Annotated in this window: 21 protein-coding genes; 17 read left to right on the top strand and 4 right to left on the bottom strand. The window is 52.6% G+C overall.

Annotated elements, in window-relative coordinates; translation table 11 throughout:
* Positions 1-33: 33 nt before the first annotated feature.
* On the bottom strand, positions 34-870 hold the full coding sequence (locus tag A9B99_RS22540; RefSeq protein WP_064601343.1) for an alpha/beta fold hydrolase: 837 nt from the start codon (positions 868-870) through the stop codon (positions 34-36).
* A gap of 257 nt (positions 871-1127) precedes the next feature.
* On the opposite strand from A9B99_RS22540, the gene A9B99_RS22535 reads away from it, so the two are divergent.
* Positions 1128-1352 carry a type 1 glutamine amidotransferase family protein gene (locus A9B99_RS22535; RefSeq protein ID WP_064601342.1) on the top strand — a complete coding sequence of 75 codons (225 nt, stop codon included), beginning with the start codon at positions 1128-1130 and terminating at the stop codon, positions 1350-1352.
* Between the two features lie 53 nt (positions 1353-1405).
* Here the strand turns inward: A9B99_RS22535 and A9B99_RS22530 are convergent, their stop codons facing one another.
* Together A9B99_RS22530 and nifJ are read right to left on the bottom strand one after the other, a co-directional pair.
* Positions 1406-2476 (bottom strand): acyltransferase family protein, encoded by a 1071-nt coding sequence (locus A9B99_RS22530; protein WP_064601341.1) that lies wholly within the window; start codon positions 2474-2476, stop codon positions 1406-1408.
* Positions 2477-2633: 157 nt separating this feature from the next.
* Positions 2634-6146, bottom strand: a complete 3513-nt coding sequence (gene nifJ, locus A9B99_RS22525; protein ID WP_064601420.1) for a pyruvate:ferredoxin (flavodoxin) oxidoreductase — start codon at positions 6144-6146, stop codon at positions 2634-2636.
* A 588-nt stretch (positions 6147-6734) separates the two neighbouring features.
* Here nifJ and nifH point away from each other — a divergent pair.
* From nifH to nifM, 14 genes are all read left to right on the top strand, one after another.
* Complete coding sequence (nifH, locus tag A9B99_RS22520) at positions 6735-7616, top strand: nitrogenase iron protein (protein WP_064601340.1); 882 nt, start codon at positions 6735-6737, stop codon at positions 7614-7616.
* Positions 7617-7678: 62 nt separating this feature from the next.
* Complete coding sequence (gene nifD / locus A9B99_RS22515) at positions 7679-9127, top strand: nitrogenase molybdenum-iron protein alpha chain (protein ID WP_064601339.1); 1449 nt, start codon at positions 7679-7681, stop codon at positions 9125-9127.
* 56 nt (positions 9128-9183) lie between these two features.
* The gene (nifK, locus tag A9B99_RS22510) at positions 9184-10749 is read left to right on the top strand and encodes a nitrogenase molybdenum-iron protein subunit beta (protein ID WP_064601338.1); all 1566 of its coding nucleotides are present in this window, start codon (positions 9184-9186) and stop codon (positions 10747-10749) included.
* A 63-nt stretch (positions 10750-10812) separates the two neighbouring features.
* The gene (locus A9B99_RS22505; RefSeq protein WP_064601337.1) at positions 10813-11028 is read left to right on the top strand and encodes a NifT/FixU family protein; all 216 of its coding nucleotides are present in this window, start codon (positions 10813-10815) and stop codon (positions 11026-11028) included.
* Positions 11029-11041: 13 nt separating this feature from the next.
* On the top strand, positions 11042-11701 hold the full coding sequence (locus A9B99_RS22500) for a NifB/NifX family molybdenum-iron cluster-binding protein (protein WP_064601336.1): 660 nt from the start codon (positions 11042-11044) through the stop codon (positions 11699-11701).
* A gap of 268 nt (positions 11702-11969) precedes the next feature.
* Positions 11970-13346 carry a nitrogenase iron-molybdenum cofactor biosynthesis protein NifE gene (gene nifE / locus A9B99_RS22495; RefSeq protein WP_064601335.1) on the top strand — a complete coding sequence of 459 codons (1377 nt, stop codon included), beginning with the start codon at positions 11970-11972 and terminating at the stop codon, positions 13344-13346.
* A 9-nt stretch (positions 13347-13355) separates the two neighbouring features.
* Positions 13356-14741 carry a nitrogenase iron-molybdenum cofactor biosynthesis protein NifN gene (gene nifN, locus A9B99_RS22490; RefSeq protein ID WP_064601334.1) on the top strand — a complete coding sequence of 462 codons (1386 nt, stop codon included), beginning with the start codon at positions 13356-13358 and terminating at the stop codon, positions 14739-14741.
* Positions 14728-15192, top strand: a complete 465-nt coding sequence (locus tag A9B99_RS22485) for a NifB/NifX family molybdenum-iron cluster-binding protein (protein ID WP_064601333.1) — start codon at positions 14728-14730, stop codon at positions 15190-15192. Before nifN ends, A9B99_RS22485 begins: the two co-directional genes overlap by 14 nt.
* A 208-nt stretch (positions 15193-15400) precedes the next feature.
* Positions 15401-16237, top strand: coding sequence for a Fe-S cluster assembly protein NifU (gene nifU / locus A9B99_RS22480; RefSeq protein ID WP_064601419.1), 837 nt, complete (start codon positions 15401-15403; stop codon positions 16235-16237).
* A 28-nt stretch (positions 16238-16265) separates the two neighbouring features.
* Positions 16266-17474 carry a cysteine desulfurase NifS gene (nifS, locus tag A9B99_RS22475; protein WP_064601332.1) on the top strand — a complete coding sequence of 403 codons (1209 nt, stop codon included), beginning with the start codon at positions 16266-16268 and terminating at the stop codon, positions 17472-17474.
* Positions 17475-17486: 12 nt separating this feature from the next.
* The gene (gene nifV / locus A9B99_RS22470; RefSeq protein ID WP_064601331.1) at positions 17487-18623 is read left to right on the top strand and encodes a homocitrate synthase; all 1137 of its coding nucleotides are present in this window, start codon (positions 17487-17489) and stop codon (positions 18621-18623) included.
* 7 nt (positions 18624-18630) lie between these two features.
* Positions 18631-18900 (top strand): nitrogenase-stabilizing/protective protein NifW, encoded by a 270-nt coding sequence (locus tag A9B99_RS22465; protein WP_064601330.1) that lies wholly within the window; start codon positions 18631-18633, stop codon positions 18898-18900.
* Positions 18893-19336 (top strand): nitrogen fixation protein NifZ, encoded by a 444-nt coding sequence (locus A9B99_RS22460; RefSeq protein WP_064601329.1) that lies wholly within the window; start codon positions 18893-18895, stop codon positions 19334-19336. The genes A9B99_RS22465 and A9B99_RS22460 overlap by 8 nt, the downstream gene beginning before the upstream one ends.
* Positions 19333-20145: a nitrogen fixation protein NifM gene (gene nifM, locus A9B99_RS22455; RefSeq protein WP_064601328.1), complete on the top strand. Its 813-nt coding sequence runs from the start codon at positions 19333-19335 to the stop codon at positions 20143-20145. Before A9B99_RS22460 ends, nifM begins: the two co-directional genes overlap by 4 nt.
* A gap of 34 nt (positions 20146-20179) precedes the next feature.
* Here the strand turns inward: nifM and A9B99_RS22450 are convergent, their stop codons facing one another.
* Entirely contained in the window at positions 20180-20710 is a 531-nt protein-coding gene (locus A9B99_RS22450; RefSeq protein WP_064601327.1) for a flavodoxin, read from the bottom strand.
* A gap of 354 nt (positions 20711-21064) precedes the next feature.
* Here A9B99_RS22450 and nifL point away from each other — a divergent pair, with 354 nt between their 5' ends.
* On the top strand, positions 21065-22558 hold the full coding sequence (gene nifL / locus A9B99_RS22445) for a nitrogen fixation negative regulator NifL (RefSeq protein ID WP_064601326.1): 1494 nt from the start codon (positions 21065-21067) through the stop codon (positions 22556-22558).
* Positions 22555-24126, top strand: coding sequence for a nif-specific transcriptional activator NifA (nifA, locus tag A9B99_RS22440; RefSeq protein ID WP_064601325.1), 1572 nt, complete (start codon positions 22555-22557; stop codon positions 24124-24126). Before nifL ends, nifA begins: the two co-directional genes overlap by 4 nt.
* Positions 24127-24189 lie beyond the last annotated feature (63 nt).

Genomic DNA, 24189 nt, shown 5'->3' with positions numbered 1-24189 from the left:
GGGTGGTATTTTTGTGATTAACGAGTACCTTGCTTATCCTTTAATAAAAGCAAGAATATCGTTATTGATTGTTTCTGCATGCGTTGTCAGCATGCCATGAGGGAACCCGGGGTAGACTTTCAGCGTACTGTTTTTCAGTAGTTTATCCTGCAGCAGGGCCGCATCTTTATAAGGCACTACCTGGTCATCATCACCCTGCATTACCAGTGTTGGTACGGTAATCGTTTTCAGGTCTTCCGTCTGGTCAGTTTCTGAAAAGGCTTTAATACCCAGGTATTGTGCCAACGCAGACCCCATCATGCCCTGCCGCCACCAGTTATAAATCATGCCTTCCACAACTTTGGCATCTGGCCGGTTAAAGCCATAGAACGGGCCTGAGGCGACATCGAGGTAAAACTGTGAGCGGTTTTCAGCAAGAGCTTTACGGAAACTATCAAATACGCTCAGCGGGGTGCCTTCCGGGTTGCTGTCCGTTTTGACCATTAAAGGTGGTACTGCACTCATCAGCACTGCTTTAGCAACACGCCCGTCAGGCTGACCATACAGCGCAACATAGCGCGCCACTTCACCACCACCTGTGGAGTGGCCCACATGGACGACATTGTGTAAATCCAGATGAGCAACGACTGCAGCAGCATCAGCGGCATAGTGGTCCATATCGTGGCCGCTACTGATTTGTGAAGAACGTCCATGTCCCCGGCGGTCATGGGCGATAACGCGAAACCCCTGGGACAGGAAAAACAGCATCTGTGCATCCCAGTCATCGGCACTTAACGGCCAGCCATGGTGGAACATAATCGGCTGGGCATCACGCGGGCCCCAGTCTTTATAGAAAATTTCTGCGCCATCTTGAGTTGTCAGTGTAGCCATGTTCTTTACTCCTGTTGTGGACTGAAACGGTTGGGCTGCAGATGTAAAGAGTAGTACAGCCAGTGCTGCTGTGGCTGCTCCCAGCTTGATAACATCCCGCCTGCTCATTCGCAAAGGGTGTACCGGTGGTTTCATTCACTCCGGCCTCTCCGGCCCCCTGCTCAGGGACCAGTAACGTTTTGACAAGGGATAAGATAGACTGCGGCGCAGGGTTTGAACCGAGGCAAAAATGACATCATAAGAGGTAAAACAGACAAATGGTAAAAACCGCGAACGTTGTGGCTGAAATTGGCCTGTTAATTTACCCGGAATGCCAGTTAGCCGCGATTTATGGGCTGACAGACCTGTTTCGCATTTCTGGCGAATGGGTGCAGGAAGCCTCTGACCATGGGGCTATTCCGGTTATTCGTGTATCTCACTGGAAAGTAGGAGATGAGGGGGAATGCGTAAGCCGTTTTACTAAATGCGAATTTAACCAGTAACACGCAGTGAGTTCGCAGAGCGGATATATGAAGGTATCCGCTCTGACACCGGGTTAACGCGCCGGGCTTTGTGTCGCGCCAGGAAGTGGTGGAGTAAAGAGAATATCGCTAAACAGGTGCTGGGACACTTTGCGTGCTGCCATCCCCACGGCGGTACAAATTGCCAGGCTGAAAAACGGATAAACCAGCAGAATACCCAAAATCACCGGTGTGGAAAGCACATCACCTTTGATTAACGACAACGACCATAAACTCAATGCTTCAATAATGATGCGGTGCGTAGTGTAAATCGAGATGGTGTTGGTACCCAATTGGTTCATTATGCTGCTCTCTGTTGGTTGCAGCTTACCTTCAAGTAACCAGAATACACGCATGATAAGCACAATCGACAGCAAAGAAAGGAACAGGTTAATTTTCAGGTTGTACATAGCAAAAGAAAAAATAATCGCAGCAGTAAACCACAGCAGATTATCTCTTAATGCGTGAGTTTTAATCCAGAGCACCAGTTGGGCTCCAAACCATGCACCAGTGGCGTAATAGACCAGGTTACGAATCACGCTGTTCATCCCCCAAAATGGTGTCGGGAAGAAATTTATAGCAATGCTTGTCAGCATAAGTACTGGCAATAATACGGCTTTATAGCGGGAGAGTAATTTGCACAGTGGGAAGTAAACAATCATTGCATACAAATACCATAAGCTGGTACTGGCAGTGCCCATCCGGGCCACAAAATCGGCCATTGTTTCGGAATACGCCGCATTACTGGTGCTTAATATTTTTTCCGGTGCCAGCCACTGATTAATACTGACCAGGGATAACCACTGAATGACACCCCATAAAGCGAGGACATAAAGTATTGGCCATACACGTTTGCGCATACTGTTTCCCCAGGGGACGTCATTGATATAGCGTGTGATTAAAAAACCGGAAATAAAGAAAAATACTGGCATACGAAAAGGTGCCATATACAGGTTCAGGTAAACCCAGCATTTGGCTAAAAATACGCTGTGAGTATCTTCCATTTCGAGCAGATACGGATAAAAAGTAATCACAGAGTGGTAAATAACGACCAGACAGATACACAAACCTTTTATCTGGTTTATCCAGAGAGCTTTGGCTTTCATAATTAATCCTGAGATGCAACGAAAACCACAGCATAAGAAAAGTTCCGGAAATACACCCATAGCATAAGTCTGTATTTCCGGCAGTCCAAAAGACTTTGAGAAAATCCTCACAAGCCGGGAGGAAATGCCGAACATCCTTATTCGGCTCAGAGGGCAGTTATCGGTCGGAAAGTTGTTGGTACTGGGCAAAGCGCTGTCTGGCATCCTGGTGCGTTTTTTCAAACAGTTCGCTTGCCATTTCCGGGTACTGGCGGGCGAGTGCGGCATAGCGAACTTCACCCATAAGAAATTCCTGGAAATCTTCTTCCGGCTCTTCGGAATCCAGAGTGAACGGGTTTTTTCCCATCGCTTCCCGTGCAGGGTCATAGCGCCAAAGGTGCCAGTATCCTGCATCGACTGCTTTTTTCGCTTCACGCATACTGCACCCCATACCGGCTTTAAGACCGTGGTTGATACAGGCTGCATAAGCGATAACCAGTGAAGGTCCCGGCCAGGCTTCTGCTTCCATAATCGCCTTAAGCGTTTGCGCTTTATCTGCACCCATGGCGACTTGCGCGACATAAACATTGCCGTAACTCATTGCCATCATCCCCAGGTCTTTTTTGCGCGTGCGTTTCCCGTCGCTGGCGAATTTGGCAATGGCTGCCACAGGTGTTGATTTGGAGGACTGCCCACCGGTATTGGAGTAAACCTCGGTATCGAACACCAGAATATTGATGTCTTCACCACTTGCCAGCACATGGTCGAGGCCACCAAAACCAATATCGTAAGCCCAGCCATCTCCTCCCAGGATCCATTGAGAGCGACGAGTCAGATAATCTTTATTCTGATAAATCCGTGCCAGTGTTGGGTGACTTTCCTGTTCACCCGCCAGTTGAGACAGCAGTTCATCACTCCACTGGCGGCTGCCTTCGCCTTGTTTCTGGTTTTCAAGCCAGGCAGTCATCGCATTACGCAACGGTTCACTGAGCGGTAACGAAAGAGCGGCTTCCACATCGCTGACCAGTTGAGCCCGAATTGCCTGCCCGCCTAATGCCATACCCAGACCAAATTCGGCGTTGTCTTCGAACAGTGAGTTAGACCAGGCCGGGCCATGTCCTGCCTGGTTCGTGGTATAGGGGGTGGACGGTGCGCTGGCGCCCCAAATAGATGAGCAACCGGTCGCATTGGCAATCATCATCCGGTCGCCAAACAATTGGGTTATCAGGCGGGCATAAGGTGTTTCGCCACACCCCGCGCAGGCGCCAGAAAACTCCAGCAACGGGGTTTCAAACTGGCTGCCTTTAACTGTGCTTTTACGGAAGGGATGCGGTTTGAGAGGCAGTTCCATTAAGCGCGCCCAGACCTCGGTTTGAGCATTAGGCACACTGAGTGGTTCCATCGCCAGTGCTTTTCCTCGCGACGGGCAAACATCCACGCAGTTACCACAACCGGAACAATCCAGCGGTGATACAGCCAGGTGATAGTGCCACTCTTTAGCACCTGTCGCCGGGCGGGCAAGCAGCGTTTCGGGCAACGTTGCGCGTTCATCGTCTGTCATCAATACCGGGCGAATCGCAGCATGGGGGCAGATAAAGGCACACTGGTTACACTGGGTGCAGCCCTCCGCCTGCCAGACAGGTACCGATAGCGCAATACCGCGCTTTTCCCACGCACTGGTACCGGAAGGGAAACTGCCATCTTCACGCCCCTGGAAGGCACTAACCGGCAGTCTGTCACCCTGCTGGCGATTCATGGGCTGAACAATATTGCGAATGAAATCAGGCACCAGCATCGCATCAGCCGGTGTATGGTCGTGGGCGGTAGCCCAGCTTTCCGGGATGGCAATGGCGGTAATTGCGCCCATGCCTTTATCAATCGCTGCATTGTTCATCGCAACTATCTGCGGGCCTTTTTTCCCATAACTTTTTTCTACAGCGGCTTTGAGGTAACCGGCTGCTTCCTCTTGCGGCATAATCCCGCTGAGTTTGAAGAACGCTGCCTGCATAATCATATTAAACCGCCCACCAAGGCCAAGCTCTCGGGCAATATCCACTGCATTGATGGTGTAAAGGTGAATATCCCGTTCAACCAGAGCACGTTTCAGTGATGCAGGCAGGTGTGCATCCAGTTCGTCCGGTTGCCAGGTGCAGTTAAGCAGCAGTGTCCCGCCGGGTTTAATCCCTTCCAGTAAATCGTACTGGCTGACATAAGACTGCTGCGAACAGGAAACAAAATCCGCTTCCTGAATCAGGTAAGGCGAAGTGATTGGGTGTTTACCAAAGCGCAGGTGAGACACAGTGATCCCACCCGATTTTTTCGAATCGTAGGAGAAATATGCCTGGGCATACAGTGGTGTATGGTCACCGATAATTTTGATGGCGCTTTTATTAGCGCCAACAGTACCGTCAGAACCCATTCCCCAGAATTTACAGGCAGTAAGGTCGGCAGACGCCAGGCGGGGTATGACAGAAGGCACTGGCAGCGACATGCCTGTCACATCGTCGTCGATACCCACCGAGAAGTTGTCCTGTGGGATACGGCGCTGCAGATTTAGAAAAACGGAGACCAGGTGGGCAGGAATAATATCTTTGCCACCCAGGCCGTAGCGCCCTCCGATTATCAGTGGGCGTTTTTCCTGGGCGTAAAATGCATTGCGCACATCCAGGCACAGCGGTTCGCAGGGCGCGCCCGGCTCTTTGGTGCGGTCGAGCACGGCAATTCGTTTAACGCTTGTCGGTAATTCTGCCAGAAAATGGCCGACTGAGAATGGCCGGTAAAGGTGTACATTCAGGAAGCCGGTTTTGTGACCTTGCTGATTAAGATAATCTACCGTTTCTTTGAGCGTCTCACACACCGACCCCATCGCAATCACGACATCTTCCGCGTCTGGCGCACCGTAATAATTAAATAACCGGTAGTCCCGGCCGGTAATGGCGCTGATTTGCCGCATGTAGTCCTCAACCAACTGCGGCAAAGCGAAATAGAAAGGGTTAGCCGCTTCCCGGCCCTGAAAATAGATATCCGGGTTTTGTGCGGTTCCGCGTACCACCGGGTGGTCAGGGTGCAGTGCATTGCGCCGGAACTGGTTCACCGCGTCGCGGTCCAGTAACGGTTCCAGTTGGCTGTGCTCCAGCACTTCAATTTTTTGGATTTCGTGGGAAGTCCGAAAACCATCAAAGAAGTTAATAAAGGGTACCCGGCCTTTAATTGCGGCCAGGTGTGCGACAGCAGACAAGTCCATAACTTCCTGGACACTGCTTTCAGCCAGCATGGCGCATCCGGTCTGGCGCACAGCCATTACATCCTGATGGTCGCCGAAAATGTTCAGTGCGTGGGTAGCCAGGGCGCGGGCGCTGACATGAAATACACCGGGCAACAGTTCACCGGCAATTTTGTACAAATTGGGGATCATTAATAACAACCCCTGGGAAGCGGTGTAGGTGCTGGTTAAGGCACCGGCCTGCAATGCGCCATGTACGGCACCTGCGGCACCACTTTCCGATTGCATTTCCACCAGGCGAACAGGCTGGCCAAACAGGTTTTTTTGCCCTTTGGCTGCCCATTCATCCACGTTTTCCGCCATCGGGGTGGACGGCGTGATGGGGTAAATTGCTGCGACATCGCTAAATGCATAAGAAATCCAGGCGGCGGCGGCGTTACCATCCATCGTCTTCATTTTCTGCGCCATATCATCATCCTCTTGCGAGACAGGAACCAGACCGCTGAGGTCTGATGTCAAAGGCGGGTAAATTCCGCTATCAGGCAAGAAAGCATGGTCTGTGCCATTCTGCAGTTCTGTTTTTAATCTTTTATTTTTCAGATAGATAAGTTCAACTCCCACGAAGTTGGTAACCAAACTTTCATGGTGCTTTTGGGCGAAACAAGACACAACAGGCGACAACCTGTCGTGCTGTGAACAATCTGTGGGGTTTATCTTTGGGGGGACGGGTAGTGCTGCCTGGATTAATCCGCTTTCGTCACTGTGGGAGCAGGGTAAACCTTGCTGGCTCAAAAGCTCGCTTTCTCTTCTTTATTGCCGGGTATTTTTCCAACCGGGATCACATTGTGCCAGTGCGTGTTTACTGGTCGTCCACTTTGTCTTATTTATCACAACAGACCTGACAATTGGTCTGGAGTTTGTCTTGTCTGCTGCGCAGATGTGACAAGGCTGTACATTAAAAAATTTTAAAAATCATGAATATATAAGTTTTTTTCACGCTGGTACATTCTCTGCACTTACTGGAGTGGTAACACATCACTCACAGGAGAAATGATTATGGCAATGCGGCAATGTGCAATTTACGGCAAAGGTGGGATTGGTAAATCCACCACAACTCAGAACCTGGTAGCAGCCCTGGCTGAGCTGGGCAAAAAGGTAATGATCGTGGGCTGTGATCCGAAAGCAGACTCCACTCGCCTTATCCTGCATGCAAAAGCACAGAACACCATTATGGAAATGGCGGCTGAAGTGGGCTCTGTAGAAGACCTTGAGCTGGAAGATGTTCTGCAAATTGGTTACGGCAACGTCCGTTGTGCTGAATCAGGTGGCCCGGAGCCGGGTGTGGGTTGTGCTGGTCGTGGCGTTATTACAGCTATCAACTTCCTGGAAGAGGAAGGCGCTTATGAAGACGACCTGGACTTTGTGTTTTATGACGTACTGGGCGACGTGGTATGCGGCGGGTTCGCCATGCCAATTCGCGAAAACAAAGCACAGGAAATCTACATTGTTTGTTCTGGCGAAATGATGGCGATGTATGCCGCCAACAACATTTCCCGCGGCATTGTGAAATACGCAAAATCCGGGAAAGTGCGCCTGGGTGGGCTGATCTGTAATTCCCGCCAGACAGACCGTGAAGACGAACTGATCATGGCGCTGGCTGAAAAACTGGGTACCCAGATGATTCACTTCGTACCACGCGACAATATCGTTCAGCGTGCAGAAATCCGCCGTATGACTGTCATTGAATACGACCCAACCTGCAAGCAAGCCAATGAGTACCGCGCACTGGCAAGCAAAATCATTAATAACACCATGAAAGTGGTTCCAACCCCGGTAACGATGGATGAACTGGAAGAGCTGCTGATGGAATTTGGCGTGCTGGAAGAAGAAGACACCAGCATTATCGGGAAAACGGCAGCTGAGGAAAACGCAGCCTGAGTCCATTTCACCCGCGGCGCAGGCTGTGTAGGGTCTGTAGCCGCGGAGATAAGGAGTAGAACATGTCAAGCACACTGACAGAACAGCATCAGGCGATTGTCGAGGAAGTCCTGGAAGTCTTCCCCGAGAAAGCGCGTAAAGAACGCAGAAAACACATTATGTCCAGCGACCAGGAAATGGAGTCGGTTGGCAAATGTATTATTTCTAACCGTAAATCCCAGCCTGGGGTAATGACGGTGCGTGGTTGCGCTTACGCAGGCTCCAAGGGCGTGGTCTTTGGGCCAATCAAAGATATGGCGCACATTTCCCATGGGCCTGTAGGGTGTGGGCAGTACTCTCGTGCCGGGCGCCGGAATTACTACACCGGAATGAGTGGTATCGACAGCTTTGGGACAGTGAACTTCACCACCGATTTTCAGGAGCGCGACATCGTGTTCGGTGGGGATAAAAAACTCGATAAAGTCATCGACGAAATCGAAATGCTGTTCCCGCTGACCAAAGGTATCAGTATCCAGTCTGAATGCCCGGTCGGGTTAATTGGCGACAACATTGAAGCTGTCGCCAATGCCAGCCGTAAAAAAATTGGCAAACCGGTCATTCCGGTGCGTTGCGAAGGATTCCGTGGGGTGTCTCAGTCTTTAGGGCACCATATTGCGAACGACGTCATTCGTGACTGGATCCTGGATAATCGCAAAGATCAGCCGTTTGAAACCACACCTTACGACATCGCGATTATTGGTGATTACAACATCGGCGGGGATGCCTGGTCGTCACGTATTTTGCTTGAAGAAATTGGCCTGCGGGTTGTTGCCCAGTGGTCAGGTGATGGCACGCTGACTGAAATGGAAAACACGCCACGGGTGAAACTGAACCTGGTGCACTGCTACCGTTCCATGAACTATATCGCACGCCATATGGAAGAGCAGAACAATATTCCGTGGATGGAATACAACTTCTTTGGCCCGACCAAAATTGCTGAATCATTGCGCAAAATTGCTGCGCAGTTCGATGAAACTATCCAGCAAAAAGCCGAAGAGGTGATAGCCCGTCACCAGGCAGAAGCGGACGCCATTATTGCCAAATACCGACCTCGAATGGAGGGGCGCAAGGTGTTGTTGTACATCGGTGGGTTACGTTCTCGCCATGTGATTGGGGCTTATGAAGACCTGGGAATGGAAATTATTGGCGCTGGATTTGAATTTGCCCACAACGATGATTATGACCGCACATTGCCGGATCTGAAAACAGGCACATTGCTGTTTGATGATGCGAGCAGCTACGAACTGGAAGAGTTCGTTAAAGCGCTCAAACCGGACTTAGTCGGTTCTGGTATCAAAGAAAAATACATTTTCCAGAAAATGGGAGTGCCTTTCCGCCAAATGCACTCATGGGATTACTCCGGCCCGTATCACGGCTATGACGGCTTTGCCATTTTTGCCCGCGATATGGACATGACCCTGAATAATCCGAGCTGGAGCGCCCTGACGGCACCCTGGTTAAAAACCGCCTGAAATTATCCTGATGACCCGAAAGTTCACAGATTTGTGGCGCGGGAGGAGCGAAAAAAATGAGTCAATCTGCTGATAACATTCAGCCCTGCTACCCCTTATTTGAGCAGGATGAATACCAAGATTTGTTCCGGAGCAAACGGGCCCTCGAAGAAGGCCATGACCAAAAACGTGTCCAGGAAGTCTTCGAGTGGACCACCACTCAGGAGTACCAGGATCTTAATTTCAAACGCGAAGCCCTGACCATTGACCCGGCCAAAGCCTGCCAGCCTTTAGGGGCAGTGCTGTGTTCCCTGGGTTTTAGCAATACTTTGCCGTATGTCCATGGTTCCCAGGGCTGCGTGGCATATTTCCGGACCTACTTTAGCCGTCATTTTAAAGAGCCCATTGCCTGCGTATCGGATTCGATGACCGAAGATGCAGCGGTGTTTGGCGGCAATAACAACATGAACAGCGGATTGGAAAATGCGGCTGCATTGTACAAACCGGATATGATAGCCGTGTCAACGACCTGTATGGCGGAAGTTATTGGTGATGACCTCCAGGCATTTATCGGTAATGCGAAAAAAGACGGTCATGTGCCTGAAGAGATGCCTGTGCCATTTGCCCATACACCGAGCTTTATCGGCAGCCATGTGACGGGCTGGGACAACATGTTTGAAGGTGTTGCAAAAACGCTGAGTGACCCGAATAAACCTGCAGCGCCAGGCACTCGCCAAAAACTGAATGTGGTAACCGGTTTTGAAACTTATCTGGGTAACTACCGGGTTATCAAACGCATGATGGCGCAAATGGGCGTCGCCTGCAGCATTTTGTCAGACCCGTCTGAAGTGCTTGATACTCCGGCAGATGGTCACTACCGCATGTACGCGGGCGGCACCAGTCAACAGGAAATGCGTGAAGCAGGCGATGCTATAGACACTCTGCTGTTGCAACCCTGGCACCTGACTAAAACCAAAAAAGTGGTTCAGGAGTTGTGGAACCAGCCTGCTACGGATGTCGCAGTTCCGATTGGCCTTGATGCGACAGACAAACTGCTGATGACCATCAGTTCGCTGACCGGGAAGCCCATTGCCGACAGCCTGACACAAGAACGTGGCCGGTTAGTCGATATGATGATTGACTCTCACACCTGGCTGCATGGTAAACGTTTCGCACTGTATGGCGACCCGGATTTCCTGATGGGTATGACCCAGTTCTTACTGGAGCTGGGTTGTGAACCAACCACCGTGTTGTGTCACAACGGTAATAAACGCTGGATGAAAGCCATGAAAAAAATGCTGGCAGATTCCCCGTACGGCCAGGAAGCAGAAGTGTATATCAACTGTGACCTGTGGCATTTCCGTTCGCTGATGTTCACCAACAAGCCTGACTTTATGATTGGTAACTCCTACGGTAAGTTCATTCAGCGCGACACGCTGGCAAAAGGTGAGCAATTTGAAGTGCCACTGATTCGCCTGGGCTTCCCGTTGTTTGACCGTCATCATTTACACCGCCAGGCCACCTGGGGCTATGAAGGCGCCATGACCATTCTGACAACTCTGGTCAACGCCGTCCTCGAAAAACTGGACAGGGAAACCATGAAACTCGGCAAAACTGACTACAACTTTGACCTGGTTCGTTAACGGTTTATGTCGCTGATCAAAGACCCGACACTTTGTCGGGTCTAATAATGAGGAGGATGCCCTGTGCCAATGGTGATTTTTCGTCAGCGCGATCAGGCGCTGTATTGCTACATTGCAAAACTTGATCTGGAAGCCAAAGTGACTGCGGTCGAGTTTGATCAGCACGACAACTGGGGTGGCCGGATTGAGCTGGAAGGCGGCCGGGCATATCACGTCCATCCGCAGATACCCAGACCCGTTTTCCCTGTTTCACTTCGGGCCACACGAGCTGCGTTATAACAGGAGCAAGACAATGTCCAGTGATGATGAACTGTTCTGGCGTCTGTTTGCACTGATTCAGGTGCTGCCAGAGCTTCCCCCTAAGCAGGTGATTAGCTGGTTGGGCGGCGATAAAGCCCCATCGGCCTCGTTAGGCTGGCTGGAAGGGCTGTCCATTTCGCAACTGGAAGCCACCTATCCTGGTGATGCTGACTGCATGACATTTGCCCGCTGGCAACAGGTTTCGGCCTGCCTGCACGGTGAATTGCCTGAGCATTTAAGTGTTGTGCCACCCACTCACCGGCCAGCGCAAATTCAGGCGGCATTTGCCTCTCAGGATGGTCTCAACATTGATGGTCACTTTGGTCAGTGCCGGTTGTTCTTTATTTATGGTTTCGATGAAAACGGTTACTGGTTGACCGGGTTGCGTCGTTTCGCGGCAGTTGCCGGCCAGGAAGATAACGAGACCCGGGCGCGGCTGGTGCACGATTGCCAGTTGTTGTTTTGTGAAGCAATAGGCGGCCCGGCTGCAGCAAGGCTGATTCGCTATAATATTCACCCCATGAAGGTGACGGCCGGAACCACTATAGAGAGTCAATGCCAGAGTGTGCTGCAAATGCTGACCAGCAGCCTTCCTCCCTGGCTGGCACGTCGCCTCGGCCGGGATAACCCGCTGGAGCAACGTGTTTTTTGATATCGGCAACAATTCAGTAAGTTCGGCAGAAAACATTGCGAGCAGCAATGGATAAGCGGCTAAAAACCGCAGGGTGTCACCGCCAGGTGCACCAAAAGTAGTACGTGATTCACACACTTTGGCGACAGACACTGTCGCCTTTTTTTTGTGATATCCCTTGCTTTTGTTATAAATCCTACAAAATAAAAGTAATTAAAATCAATGAGTTGATTGTGGAATAACTCTTGCACCTCACTTGTTACTGGGCCAACAACAAGGTGAGACTGCGATGAAAGGTAATGAAATACTGGCATTACTGGATGAACCTGCTTGTGAGCACAATCACAAGCAGAAGATGGGATGCAGCGCACCCAAGCCCGGTGCGACTGTTGGCGGTTGCGCTTTTGATGGCGCCCAAATCACACTCTTACCTCTTGCGGATGTTGCGCATCTTGTTCATGGGCCAATCGGTTGTGCTGGCAGTTCATGGGATAACCGTGGTAGCCAGAGCTCCGGGCCGGATATTAACCGCCTGGGGTTCACCACCGACCTGAGCGAGCAGGATGTCATCATGGGGCGTGGCGAACGCCGCCTGTTCCATGCCGTTCGGCACATTGTGCAGCATTACCACCCTGCGGCAGTGTTTATTTACAACACCTGCGTACCGGCAATGGAAGGTGATGACATAGAAGCGGTATGCCGGGCGGCAGAGCAGGATACCGGAACCCCCGTGGTGTGCGTTGATGCGGCCGGTTTCTACGGTAACAAAAACCTGGGTAACCGTATCGCTGGCGAAGTGCTGGTGAAAAAAGTGATAGGCCAGCGTGAACCCGCTCCCTGGCCGGAGGACAGCCCGGTTGCACCGGAACACCGCCATGATATTGGCCTGATTGGCGAGTTCAATATCGCCGGGGAGTTTTGGCAGGTACAACCCTTGCTGGATGAACTGGGTATTCGTGTGCTTGCCAGCCTTTCCGGCGATGGTCGTTTCCAGGAAATCCAGACTATGCATCGCGCGCAGGCAAACATGCTGGTCTGTTCCCGGGCACTGATTAACGTAGCCCGTCAGTTGCAGGAGCGCTACCAGACACCCTGGTTTGAAGGCAGTTTTTATGGTATTCGCGCGATGCGCGATTCCTTACTCAAACTCGCGGCCCTGCTTAATGATGATGACTTGCTGACGAGAACCGAAGCAGTTATTGCCCGTGAAGAAGCCTGGGTTGACCAGGCATTACAACCTTATCGTGCCCGCCTGGCTGGCCGCAAGGTGCTGCTTTACACCGGCGGTGTGAAGTCCTGGTCAATTGTTTCGGCACTCCAGGATTTGGGAATGCAGGTAGTGGCAACCGGCACCCGGAAATCAACCGAAGAAGATAAGCAACGGATCCGCGAGTTGATGGGGGAAGACGCCATCATGCTCGAAGAAGGGAATGCGCGCACCTTGCTGGATGTGGTGTACCGCTACAACGCCGACATGATGATTGCGGGTGGGCGCAACATGTATACCGCATGGAAAGCCCGCCTGCCGTTTCTGGATATCAACCAGGAGCGTGAACATGCCTATGCCGGTTATACCGGCCTGGTGGCAATGGCACAGTCGTTGTGCCTGACGCTGGAAAGCCCTGTCTGGGCGCAATCCCATCAACGTGCGCCCTGGCTGGGCTAAGGCTGTGTTATGGCAACTGTAATTCGTAATCAAAAACCACTGGCAACCAGCCCAATAAAAAGTGGGCAACCTCTTGGTGCTATCCTGGCAAGCCTTGGGCTGGAACATGCGATGCCGCTGGTTCACGGCGCGCAGGGGTGCAGCTCTTTTGCCAAAGTCTTTTTTATACAGCACTTTCGCGAGCCGGTTCCTATTCAGTCAACCGCCATGGATCCAACGACTACTGTGATGGGCTCTGACGACAATATCGTAACGGCACTGACGACATTATGCGGCAAACACTCTCCAGGCATGATTGTGCTGATAAGTACCGGGTTGTCTGAAGCGCAAGGGGCTGATTTATCGCGGGCAATTGGGCAATTTCGGGCAACGGAAACGCGCTTTAAGTCTGTCGCATTGTTAACAGTCAATACCCCGGATTTCTATGGCTCGCTGGAAAATGGGTTTAGTGCGCTGGTTGAGCAGGTTATCACTCAGTGGGTGCCTGCTGAGCCGCAACCCCGCCAACGTAATAAGCGAGTGAATATTTTACTGAGCCACAGCACAACCCCCGGTGATATCGAACTGATTCGCGCCTGTGTGGAGGCTTTTGGCCTGCAGCCCGTGATCCTGCCGGATTTGTCGATGTCGATGGACGGCCATCTGGCGCCTGGAGATTTCACACCGGTCAGCCAGGGAGGAACGCCACTGCGGTCGATAGAACAAATGGGTCAGAGCATGGGCACTATTGTCATTGGGGGCTCATTAAGCCGGGCTGCCAGCCTGATACAACAACGCAGCCGCGGTGATGTGCTGGCTCTGCCCCACTTAATGACGCTGGCACAAGTCGATAAGTTTATCAGCTATCTACACCAGCTTGCCGGGCGTGATGTCCCTGACTGGATAACCCGCCAGCGCGGGCAGTTGCAGGATGCCATGATTGACTGCCACTTATGGCTTCAGGGCAGGCATATTGCGCTGGCAGGTGAAAGCGATGTGCTGTCTGCGTGGTGTGATTTTGCTGTCAGCCAGGGCATGGTCCCCGGCCCGGTGATTGCGGCCACTAACCAGCCGGGTTTGGCAACGCTGCCAGTAGACCAGGTCAAAATTGGTGACCTGGAAGATATGGCACTCATGCTGGAGGCATCACCCGTTGATTTACTGGTGTGTAACTCTCACGGGGCCGGTCTGGCAAATCACATGAAGATCCCGCTGATTCGTGCCGGCTTTCCCATCTATGACCAGACAGGCACTTTCCGGCGTATGCGCCAGGGCTATGCTGGTATCCGTGACACGCTGTTTGAACTGGCGAATCTGATGCAGGAACGCCATCACCACACGCCAGTATGGCGCTCTCCTCTGAAACAACAATTTGCCGGCCCAGCCGATAAGGAGCAGGTCCATGCATCCTGTTAACCGTAATTTCCGCACTGTGTGCACCAGCGACTGGTCGATGCGTGTGGCATTTGCCAGTTCAGATTATCACCATGTTGACCAACATTTTGGTGCCACGCCCAGGCTGGTGGTGTACGGCGTGCGCGAAGACCAGGTGACGTTGCTGAAAGTGGTCGATTTTACGGTGGTATGCGGCCATCAGGAACAAAAGCTCACCAGTCGCATTGAAGCTCTCGAAGACTGCGTATCGCTCTACTGCGTGGCAATTGGTGATGTGGTGTTTCGCCAGTTATTACAGGTGGGAGTGAGAGCGGTGCGTGTCAGTCAGGGAACTCCGATTGCACAATTGCTGGAACAGATCCAGGCGTGCTGGGCGGAAAATGAACAACGTAGCCAACGCCGCCAGCGTGAGCCTGACCGTTTTGACAGACTGCTCCAGGAAACGCACTGGGAAGAAGACGCCAGCCAGTAAGCAGTAAATTGATGTCATTTCTGTGACAAACCCGACATAAATGCCCACATTGCGAATTTGCAAACCTGATGGTTTTGGTATTTCGCATTGTTTTGAAAAGAGTTTTTAGGTGGCACCGCATTTGCTGATACCTAAAGCGCAGGCTGACAAAGCACAGCAGGCGACACGACAACAACGGGGGTTACGCCCCCTAATTGGGAGCCAGGCTATGTGGAATTACTCAGAAAAAGTAAAAGACCATTTTTTTAACCCGCGCAACGCCAAAGTGGTGGCGGATGCCAATGCAGTGGGAGATGTAGGCTCATTGAGTTGCGGTGACGCATTGCGGCTGATGTTGAAGGTTGATCCCGAAACCCGGGTGATTCTTGATGCCGGGTTTCAGACCTTTGGTTGCGGGAGTGCCATTGCGTCATCTTCCGCACTGACGGAACTGATTATCGGCCATACGTTGGAAGAGGCCGGGCAACTGACCAACCAACAAATTGCCGATTATCTCGATGGCCTGCCACCGGAAAAAATGCACTGCTCGGTTATGGGCCAGGAAGCATTGCGAGCCGCTATTGCCCAGTATGATGGTGAAACCCTTGAAGATGACCACGAAGAAGGTGCGCTTATCTGCAAATGTTTCGCGGTTGATGAAGGCCAGATCCGCCGGGCGGTGCTTGCCAACGGGCTGACCACTTTACAGGAAGTTATCAACTACACCAAAGCGGGTGGGGGATGCACAGCGTGCCATGAAAAAATTGAACTGGCGCTCGAACAAATACTTAAAGAAGCCCCGGCGGTTGCAACCCGGATTGCTGCGCCTGTTGCCGCAGACAATGACCCGGCCTGGCAGACAGTCGCCGATACCGTTGCGGAATTACGGCCTTATATCCAGGCGGACGGTGGCGATATGTCACTGGTCAGTGTGGAAGGCAGCCAGGTGCGTGTCTGCCTGAGTGGCAGTTGCAGCGGCTGCATGATGACCGATATGACACTGAGCTGGCTTCAGCAGAAGTTGGTTGAACGGATGGGTTGTTACATGGAAGTGATTGCTGCCTGAATGTTTATTGACTAAAGAGGAAGCCGGCATGAAACCTGTTTATCTTGATAATAATGCAACTACGCGCCTTGACCCAATGGTGCTCGAAGCAATGATGCCTTATCTCACTGAGCATTATGGTAACCCGTCCTCTATTCATGATTTTGGCGGGCCAGGACGAGTGGCGCTGGCCCGGGCAAGGGCGCAACTGGCCGCGTTATTAGGCGCAAGCTATGAAAGTGAAATTGTGTTTACTTCTTGTGCCACGGAAGCGACATCTACCGCTATCCATTCGGCGGTGGCCCTGGCACCTGAGAAAAAAGAGATAATCACGACGGCGGTGGAACACCCTGCGACGCTTGCGGTTTGCGAAAACCTTGAGCGCATGGGGTATACCATTCATCGCCTGGCTGTAAATGAGCAAGGCGCATTGGATCTGGATCAGTACCGTGCCCAGCTGAACCCCAATGTCGCGCTGGTCACTGTGATGTGGGCCAACAATGAAACTGGCGTGATTTTCCCTGTCCCTGAAATGGCTGAGATGGCTCATGAGCAGGGCATCCTCTTTCACTGTGATGCGGTGCAGTATGTGGGCAAGTGTCCGGTTTCACTGGCGAATACCGCCATTGATATGCTTTCCTGCTCCGGCCACAAATTCCACGGGCCAAAAGGCATTGGTGCGCTGTATATCCGCCGCAATACACGTTTTCGCCCCTTCCTGCGTGGTGGGCACCAGGAGCGTGGTCGCCGGGCTGGCACCGAGAATATCGCGGGTATTGTGGGAATGGGGGCGGCCAGTGAACTGGCGGATATCCATATGCCCATGATGCAAAGTGGCATTGAAACACTGCGCTCGCGCCTGGAGCAAGGCCTGGTGGCACAAATTCCTCATGCACTGGTAATGGGCAAGGGCCAGCCAAGAACCCCCAATACACTGAATATTGCGTTTGAGTTTATCGAGGGGGAAGCCATTTTACTGTTGATGAACCAGGTGGGGATTGCGGCATCAAGTGGCAGCGCCTGTACCTCCGGGTCACTGGAACCTTCCCATGTGATGCGGGCAATGTCGATTCCCTACACTGCGGCTCACGGCAGTATTCGTTTTTCTCTGTCACGCTACACCCGCGAGAAAGAGATTGATTACGTCATTGAGCAACTCCCGGCGATTGTTTCCCGGTTGCGTACACTGTCGCCTTACTGGCAGGAAGGTAAGCCAGAGGCGGTGATTACACAGGACTTTTTGCCGACTTACGGTTAAGGCAGGTCTGCGATGGATGTGGTGATTAACGATACAACATTGCGGGATGGCGAGCAGAGCCCCGGCGTTGCATTTTTGGCTAACGAAAAGTTAGCCATCGCCCGGGCACTGGTGATGGCCGGAGTCAGGGAACTGGAAGTCGGCACACCAGCGATGGGCGAAGAAGAGTGCCGGCGCATTCGCGAACTGCGCGAGCACTTACCCGACACGGTGATGATGACCTGGTGCCGAATGAATGCCCCGGAAATTCTGGCGAGCGCTGAACTGGGGATGAACTGGGTGGACATCTCCATTCCCTCTTCCGGTTTTTTGATGTCATACAAGCTGCACCAGCCCTGGCCCGATGTTGCCGAGCGCCTGAAGAAGTTGATTATGCTGGCCCGTGAGCAGGGTATGCAGGTGTGTGTCGGGTGTGAAGACGCATCAAGGGCCACAGATGATGAACTGCAACGTATTGCTGAACTGGCCGGTGAGGCCGGGGCGCAGCGCCTGAGGTTTGCTGACACGCTGGGAATTATGGACCCCTTCAGTACCTGGAATCGCATTTCCACTCTGCGGTCGCACTGGCCTGGTCAACTGGAAATGCATGCCCATAATGACCTGGGCCTGGCGACTGCCAATACGCTTGCCGCGGTGCGCGCCGGAGCAACCCATGTCAATACCACCGTGCTTGGGTTAGGTGAGCGGGCAGGAAACGCCGCCTTAGAAAGTGTGGTGGTGTCACTGATGACTTGCCTTGGTGCCAGCAGTGGTGTTGACCTGACACACCTGTACGACTTGTGCCAACTGGTGGCGATTGCTGCGGGCAGGTCGATTGATGCCCAGCAACCACTGGTGGGGGGCCAGGTCTTTACCCATGAATCGGGCCTGCATGTGGCGGCGTTACTGCGCCATAAACAAAGCTACCAGGGAATAGACCCGGCAATACTGGGGCGGGAATATAACCTGGTGCTGGGCAAACATTCCGGGCATCAGGCGGTGAGCGGTGTCTTCGCCCGCATGGGATACATATTGAGTGAACAACAATGTGACTCATTACTGCGTGCAGTACAGGGGTTTGCTGAGCGCCTGAAACGCAACCCGGGTGATTTTGAGTTGTTGCAGATGTACCAACAAACCTGCCCGGGTGACCTGGCCTGCTCTGGTTAAGGGGACAATGATGGAGTGGTTTTATCAATTACCTGGCGTTAATACGCTGGACTCGCTGGAAAGCTTTTTCTCCTTCTTCGGGGTGCCCTGCGAACCTGAACGGTTACAGCGTGCATCAGTACTGATTCTGCGTGAGTTTCGCCAGCGCCTGCAGGACGCGGTTCCATTGCGTAACAGCCTGGAAAGTGACACTGACACTGGCTGGCAACTGGCCCGCCGTTTACTCAATGAAAGCTATCTTGCGGTCTGTGAGCATCAAGAGGCATCTTATGAATAAACCACGTTTTTCCTTTGGTGATGAAGTTCGTGTGGTGCGCACAGTACGCAATGACGGCACTTATCCTGGCCTGCAAAAAGGTGATCAGCTGGTGCGCCGGGGCAGTATTGGTTATGTGAGGGAATGGGGGCTGTACCTGCAAGAACACGTTGTCTACCAGGTTCATTTCCCCGCTGAAGGCCGGGTGGTAGGGTGCCGCGAAAGTGAACTTATTGCCGCAGAAGTTTTCTGGGACGCCGGGTTATTCCAGTATGGCGACCAGGTTGAAGTCAACGCGACACTAACCCTGAAAGGGCAGGTTGTTGCCGCTCCTGGCGCGGTTGGCAAGATAACTGCCACCGGTCAGGGTTTGCAGGGCGAAAGCTTTACTGTCCAGTTTGGCGACCGTTTTTTGCAAGTGCCCGCTCGTTTACTGCGCCAGGTGGAGGCCGGATGAGTACAGATCAACTCCCCTGGCAACGCTTTGCTGCACTGCAACTGGCGCAACGCCACTGGCAATGCCTGCCAGAAGACATTCCTGTTGCTGAACAGAGCACTTTCCAGGCGCAGCTTACCCGGCAAATGGCTCTGGAACTGGCAATTTGCCGCCACTACCCGGCTGACAATACAGTGAGTCAACTGGCGGCGCTGGTGCGCAAAGAGCAGGCCGGTTTTATGGATACACACGGGTTTACCCGTGGCGAACAGCAGGATATTGCTGTCCATCAGGCACATGTAACTTCGGTGATGAACCGGGTTGCCCGCAAGGCTCCGCCGCCCGATGACCAGGAAGTGACTGCCTGGTACCAGGCAAATGCAGCGCGTTTTTGCCGCCCGGCCCAGAGAAAAGCCCGGCATATTCTCCTGACGTGTGACAACGATGAGGACAGGGCTCCGGAACGCGCGCAAATTGCTGCGATTGTTCTGGCGGTTACTGAATCCCCTGGCTGCTTTGCCGACCAGGCGTTGCGCTTTTCCCATTGCCCCAGCGCAATGGAAGGTGGCTTACTGGGCTGGATAAGCCCGGGATTGTTATATCCGGAGCTCGACAGTTGCCTGTTTTCCCTTGAAAAAGGCCAGTTGAGTGCGGTGGTGGAAACAGTGCTGGGGTTGCATCTTTTGCTGTGTGAGGACATTCGCCCTGCTGAAGCGCTGGATGAAGCGGTGGCGCTGGAAAAATCACGCGCCTGGTTAACTGAGCAGGCAAGAAAACGTTACCAACAGCAGTGGCTGTCCAGCCTGTTAACGTTACCGGCAACACACTGAGTACTCTCTGCCAGCAGGCAGAGAGTCGCGCATTTCAGGCAAATAATGGGGTAATTTGTTCAAGCCAGCTGTCCAGTCGCTCTTCACTCAGGTCATACTGGTTATCCTGGTCGAGAACCAGGCCTACGAATTTCTCACCAATTAATGCCGCAGAATGGTTAAAACTGTAGCCTTCGTTAGGCCAGTCACCAATCAGTTTCGCGCCACATGCGCAGAGCACGTCATACAAAGGTTTCAGTGCACTGACAAAGTTATCCGGGTAAGCCACCTGGTCGCCCAGGCCAAATAAGGCAATGTGTTTACCACTTAAGTCCACACCCTGCAATGAGTCCAGAAACTCCAGCCAGGACTCGGACTCACAACCAGACTCAATACCCGGTAACTGCCCGTCGCCTAATGTGGGGGTTCCCAGCATCAACACCGGGTAAGACAAAAACGCCTCCAGCGATGTCCGGTTGATGTTGACGGGGGCATCTGCCGCGTCTCCCAGCTTTTTATGAATCAACTTCGCAATCTTGCGGGTTTTCCCCGTATCAGAACCAAAAAAAATGCCGACATTTGCCATAACAGACTCCTCAGGTGGGCCTGGCGCCAGGAATCTGACGCCATGATTTTCACCTGATAGTGCGAACAACGTGCCAGAGTTTCAGGTGCACAAAACTGGCGCAAAAATGCACTAAAAGTGATCGGAATGGCAGGAGTTGCAGGCAAAACAGTGAACAAACAATTCAGTGGATCACAGCCTGGTGATGAAAAAACGGCCAAAATTTGCGCTACGTCAATACCCATGCAGAAATCAGGCTTATCGCCTGCCAGATTGCACGTTTTTCGCATGTGTTATCCGTAACCAATTTTGTTGGCTTTACGCACCAAATATTGTCGCAAACGTGACACCAGGCAGTGAATAAAGGGGGAAAGGATGAGTGATACGTTATCGTTCGTATCGGATGTTTATCCACAGGGTGAAATTGCCGATACGCTGCTACACCAGCACAACGCACTGTTCACCGCACTGGTGGCACAATCTGCTGTGGCAATCTCTCTTACTGATGCCGACGCGCGTATTGTCTATTGCAACAATGCCTTTTGCCAGTTAACAGGTTACACCGCCTCGCAACTCATCGGGCAAAACCACCGTATCCTGGCAAGCAGGCAGACACCACGCACCGTGTATGACGAGATGTGGCGCCACCTTACTCAGGGCATTCCCTGGCGCGGGCAACTGATTAACCAGCGGTGTGATGGCAGCCTTTACTTGGGTGAAGTCGATATCACGCCTATCTTCGGTAGCGGCGGGAAAGTTGACTATTTTCTGGCGATGCAGAAAGACATCAGCGACAACTACGCGCTGCAGCAACGCCTGCGCAACCATATGACCTTAATTACCGCCGTACTGAATAATATTCCGGCAGCTGTCGTCGTGACCGATGGTGAAGGCAAGGTGGTAATGGACAACCTTGCCTATAAAACACTGTGTGCAGATTGCGGTGGTATGGAAGCCCTGTCTTTGCTTGGCTACCAGCATAATGAAGCTCGCCAGCAGGAAGGCAAAATTTTGCCGTTGATCGTGCGCGGGAAACGGCGCTGGTTCAACCTGAGTTACTGGCCTTTACCCGGGGTAAGTGAAGAAGCAAGCCGCTATTTTACCGATAACGCACAGCCCCGCACACTGGTGCTGGTGAGCGACTGTACTGAACTGCATCAACAGCAGCAACAGGGGCGGCTCGACCGCCTGAAACAGCAGTTAACTTATGGGAAATTACTGGCGGCGATTCGCGAATCAGTCGATGCAGCCCTGGTGCAACTTAACTGCCCAATCAATATGCTGGCCGCCGCCCGCCGGTTAAATGGCGATGAGCATGGCAATATGGCGCTGGAGTCAGCCTGGCGTGAGGGTGAAGCTGCTGTCAGCCGCCTGCAGGCATGCCGCCCGGAATTAGATAATGAACCCCCAGAATGGTGGCTTCTTAAGCCGCTACTGGCTGATCTTGTTGCGCTTTACCATACCCGATTTCAACCTTGCCATACGCTGAATGTCTCACTCGAAGACAGCGCGATACAGGCCTTCGGGCACCGAATTCAGGTGCTGGCTGTCCTTAGCCTGTGGCTGGACCGTGCTCTGGTTCTGGTACAGGAATTACAACCGTTTCAACTGGAAATGCAAATAATTGGCAGCCGTGATGAGCGCTGGCTGACTCTCTACCTTACTGACAATATTCCCGTTCATCGGGCGCGATATAGCCACAACCAGACGACAGCAACCGGCCCCGGGCAGGGCATGGAACTGCGTCTGATGCAAACCCTGGTTGCCAATCACCAGGGAGCTATTGACCTGACATCCGACCCCGAAGGCGGAAGTTGCTTAACTATCAGGCTGCCATTGCCGGCAGCTACGACAGGAGGTACAAAATGACCCAGTCCCCGGATACGGGCAATGTCGTTTGGCGTTTTGATCTGTCGCAACAGTTCACCGCAGTTCAGCGTATCAGTCTTGAACTCGGCCGCTGCAACAGTGTCAGCGATACGCTGCAGGCAGTTTTACGTATCCTGCACGACGATGCGTTTATGCAACACGGTATGATATGCCTGTTCAATCATGAGCGGGGCGCACTGACCGTAGAGGCTCTGCATTGCGACAGGCAACATGTTGTCGGCAGCAGTAGCCAGGTTCGTTACCGTCCTGGCGAGGGGCTGGTCGGCACCATTCTGAGCTCCTCTCAGCCGGTTGTGCTGCCGCGCGTGGCAGATGATCAGCGCTTTCTTGACCGGTTAAGCCTGTATGATTACGACTTACCTTTTATTGGGGTGCCTGTCCCCGGAGAAGACAAACCTATTGGTGTACTGGCGGCACAACCCATGGCGCTGTTTGAATCACGCCTGCCAGCCAGCACGCGCTTTTTAGAAACCATTGCCAGCCTGATTGCACAAACAGTCCGGCTCACGCACTACAGCCAGCCGAAAACTACAACCGCCGCGCCACAACCCGCTCAGCCCGCGAATTGCCAGACACCACGCGGCTTCAGTTTCGAGAACATGGTGGGCAGTAGCCCCACCATGCGCCAGATTCGTGAGGTTATTCAGCAGGTTGCACGCTGGGATACGATGGTGCTGGTACGTGGAGAGAGCGGCACGGGTAAAGAACTGGTTGCCAATGCAATTCATTACTCATCGCCACGAGCGGCTGCGCCCTTTGTAAAATTCAACTGCGCGGCGTTGCCGGATAACTTGCTGGAAAGCGAATTGTTTGGCCACGAGAAAGGGGCATTTACCGGAGCCGTACGTCAGCGGAAAGGGCGTTTTGAACTGGCAGACGGCGGAACACTGTTTCTTGATGAAATCGGTGAAAGCAGCCCGTCGTTCCAGGCCAAATTGTTGCGTATCCTCCAGGAAGGGGAAATGGAACGTGTAGGGGGTGACGAAACCCTCAAAGTGAATGTACGTATTGTCGCCGCGACTAATCGGAACCTGGAAGAAGAAGTGCGGGCCGGGAACTTCCGCGAGGATCTCTATTATCGCCTGAATGTTATGCCGGTTTCCCTTCCACCCTTGCGGGAACGCCAGGACGATATCGACCTGCTGGCACGGCATTTGGTGAATAAAATTGCCGCGCATCAGGGGCGTTCATTACGCATCACTGATGGCGCCATTCGCCTGTTACTGAACTATGCATGGCCGGGCAATGTACGGGAACTGGAAAACTGCCTTGAACGTGCGGCAGTGATGAGTGACAACGGTGTAATAGACCGTGACGTGATTTTGTTCAACCACAATGAGGCACTGCCGCTGGTCAGCAAAATGACCGCCAGCCCGGTGCCTGATGAAGACTGGCTGGATCAAAGCCTGGATGAGCGGCAGCGTATTATTGCGGCGCTGGAAAAGACAGGCTGGGTTCAGGCGAAAGCCGCCCGTTTGCTGGGTATGACGCCGCGTCAGGTGGCCTACCGTATCCAGATTATGGATATCAACATGCACCGTTTCTGAAAAATATTGTGATCTTTGGCACATTGTCAGGTCTGTGCGACAATACTGACAATTTTTTATGGC

This window comes from Mangrovibacter phragmitis (assembly GCF_001655675.1).
Taxonomy (GTDB): domain Bacteria; phylum Pseudomonadota; class Gammaproteobacteria; order Enterobacterales; family Enterobacteriaceae; genus Mangrovibacter; species Mangrovibacter phragmitis.
The sequence above is the reverse complement of the archived record's forward strand: the minus strand, read 5'-3'. Positions and strand labels throughout refer to the sequence as shown.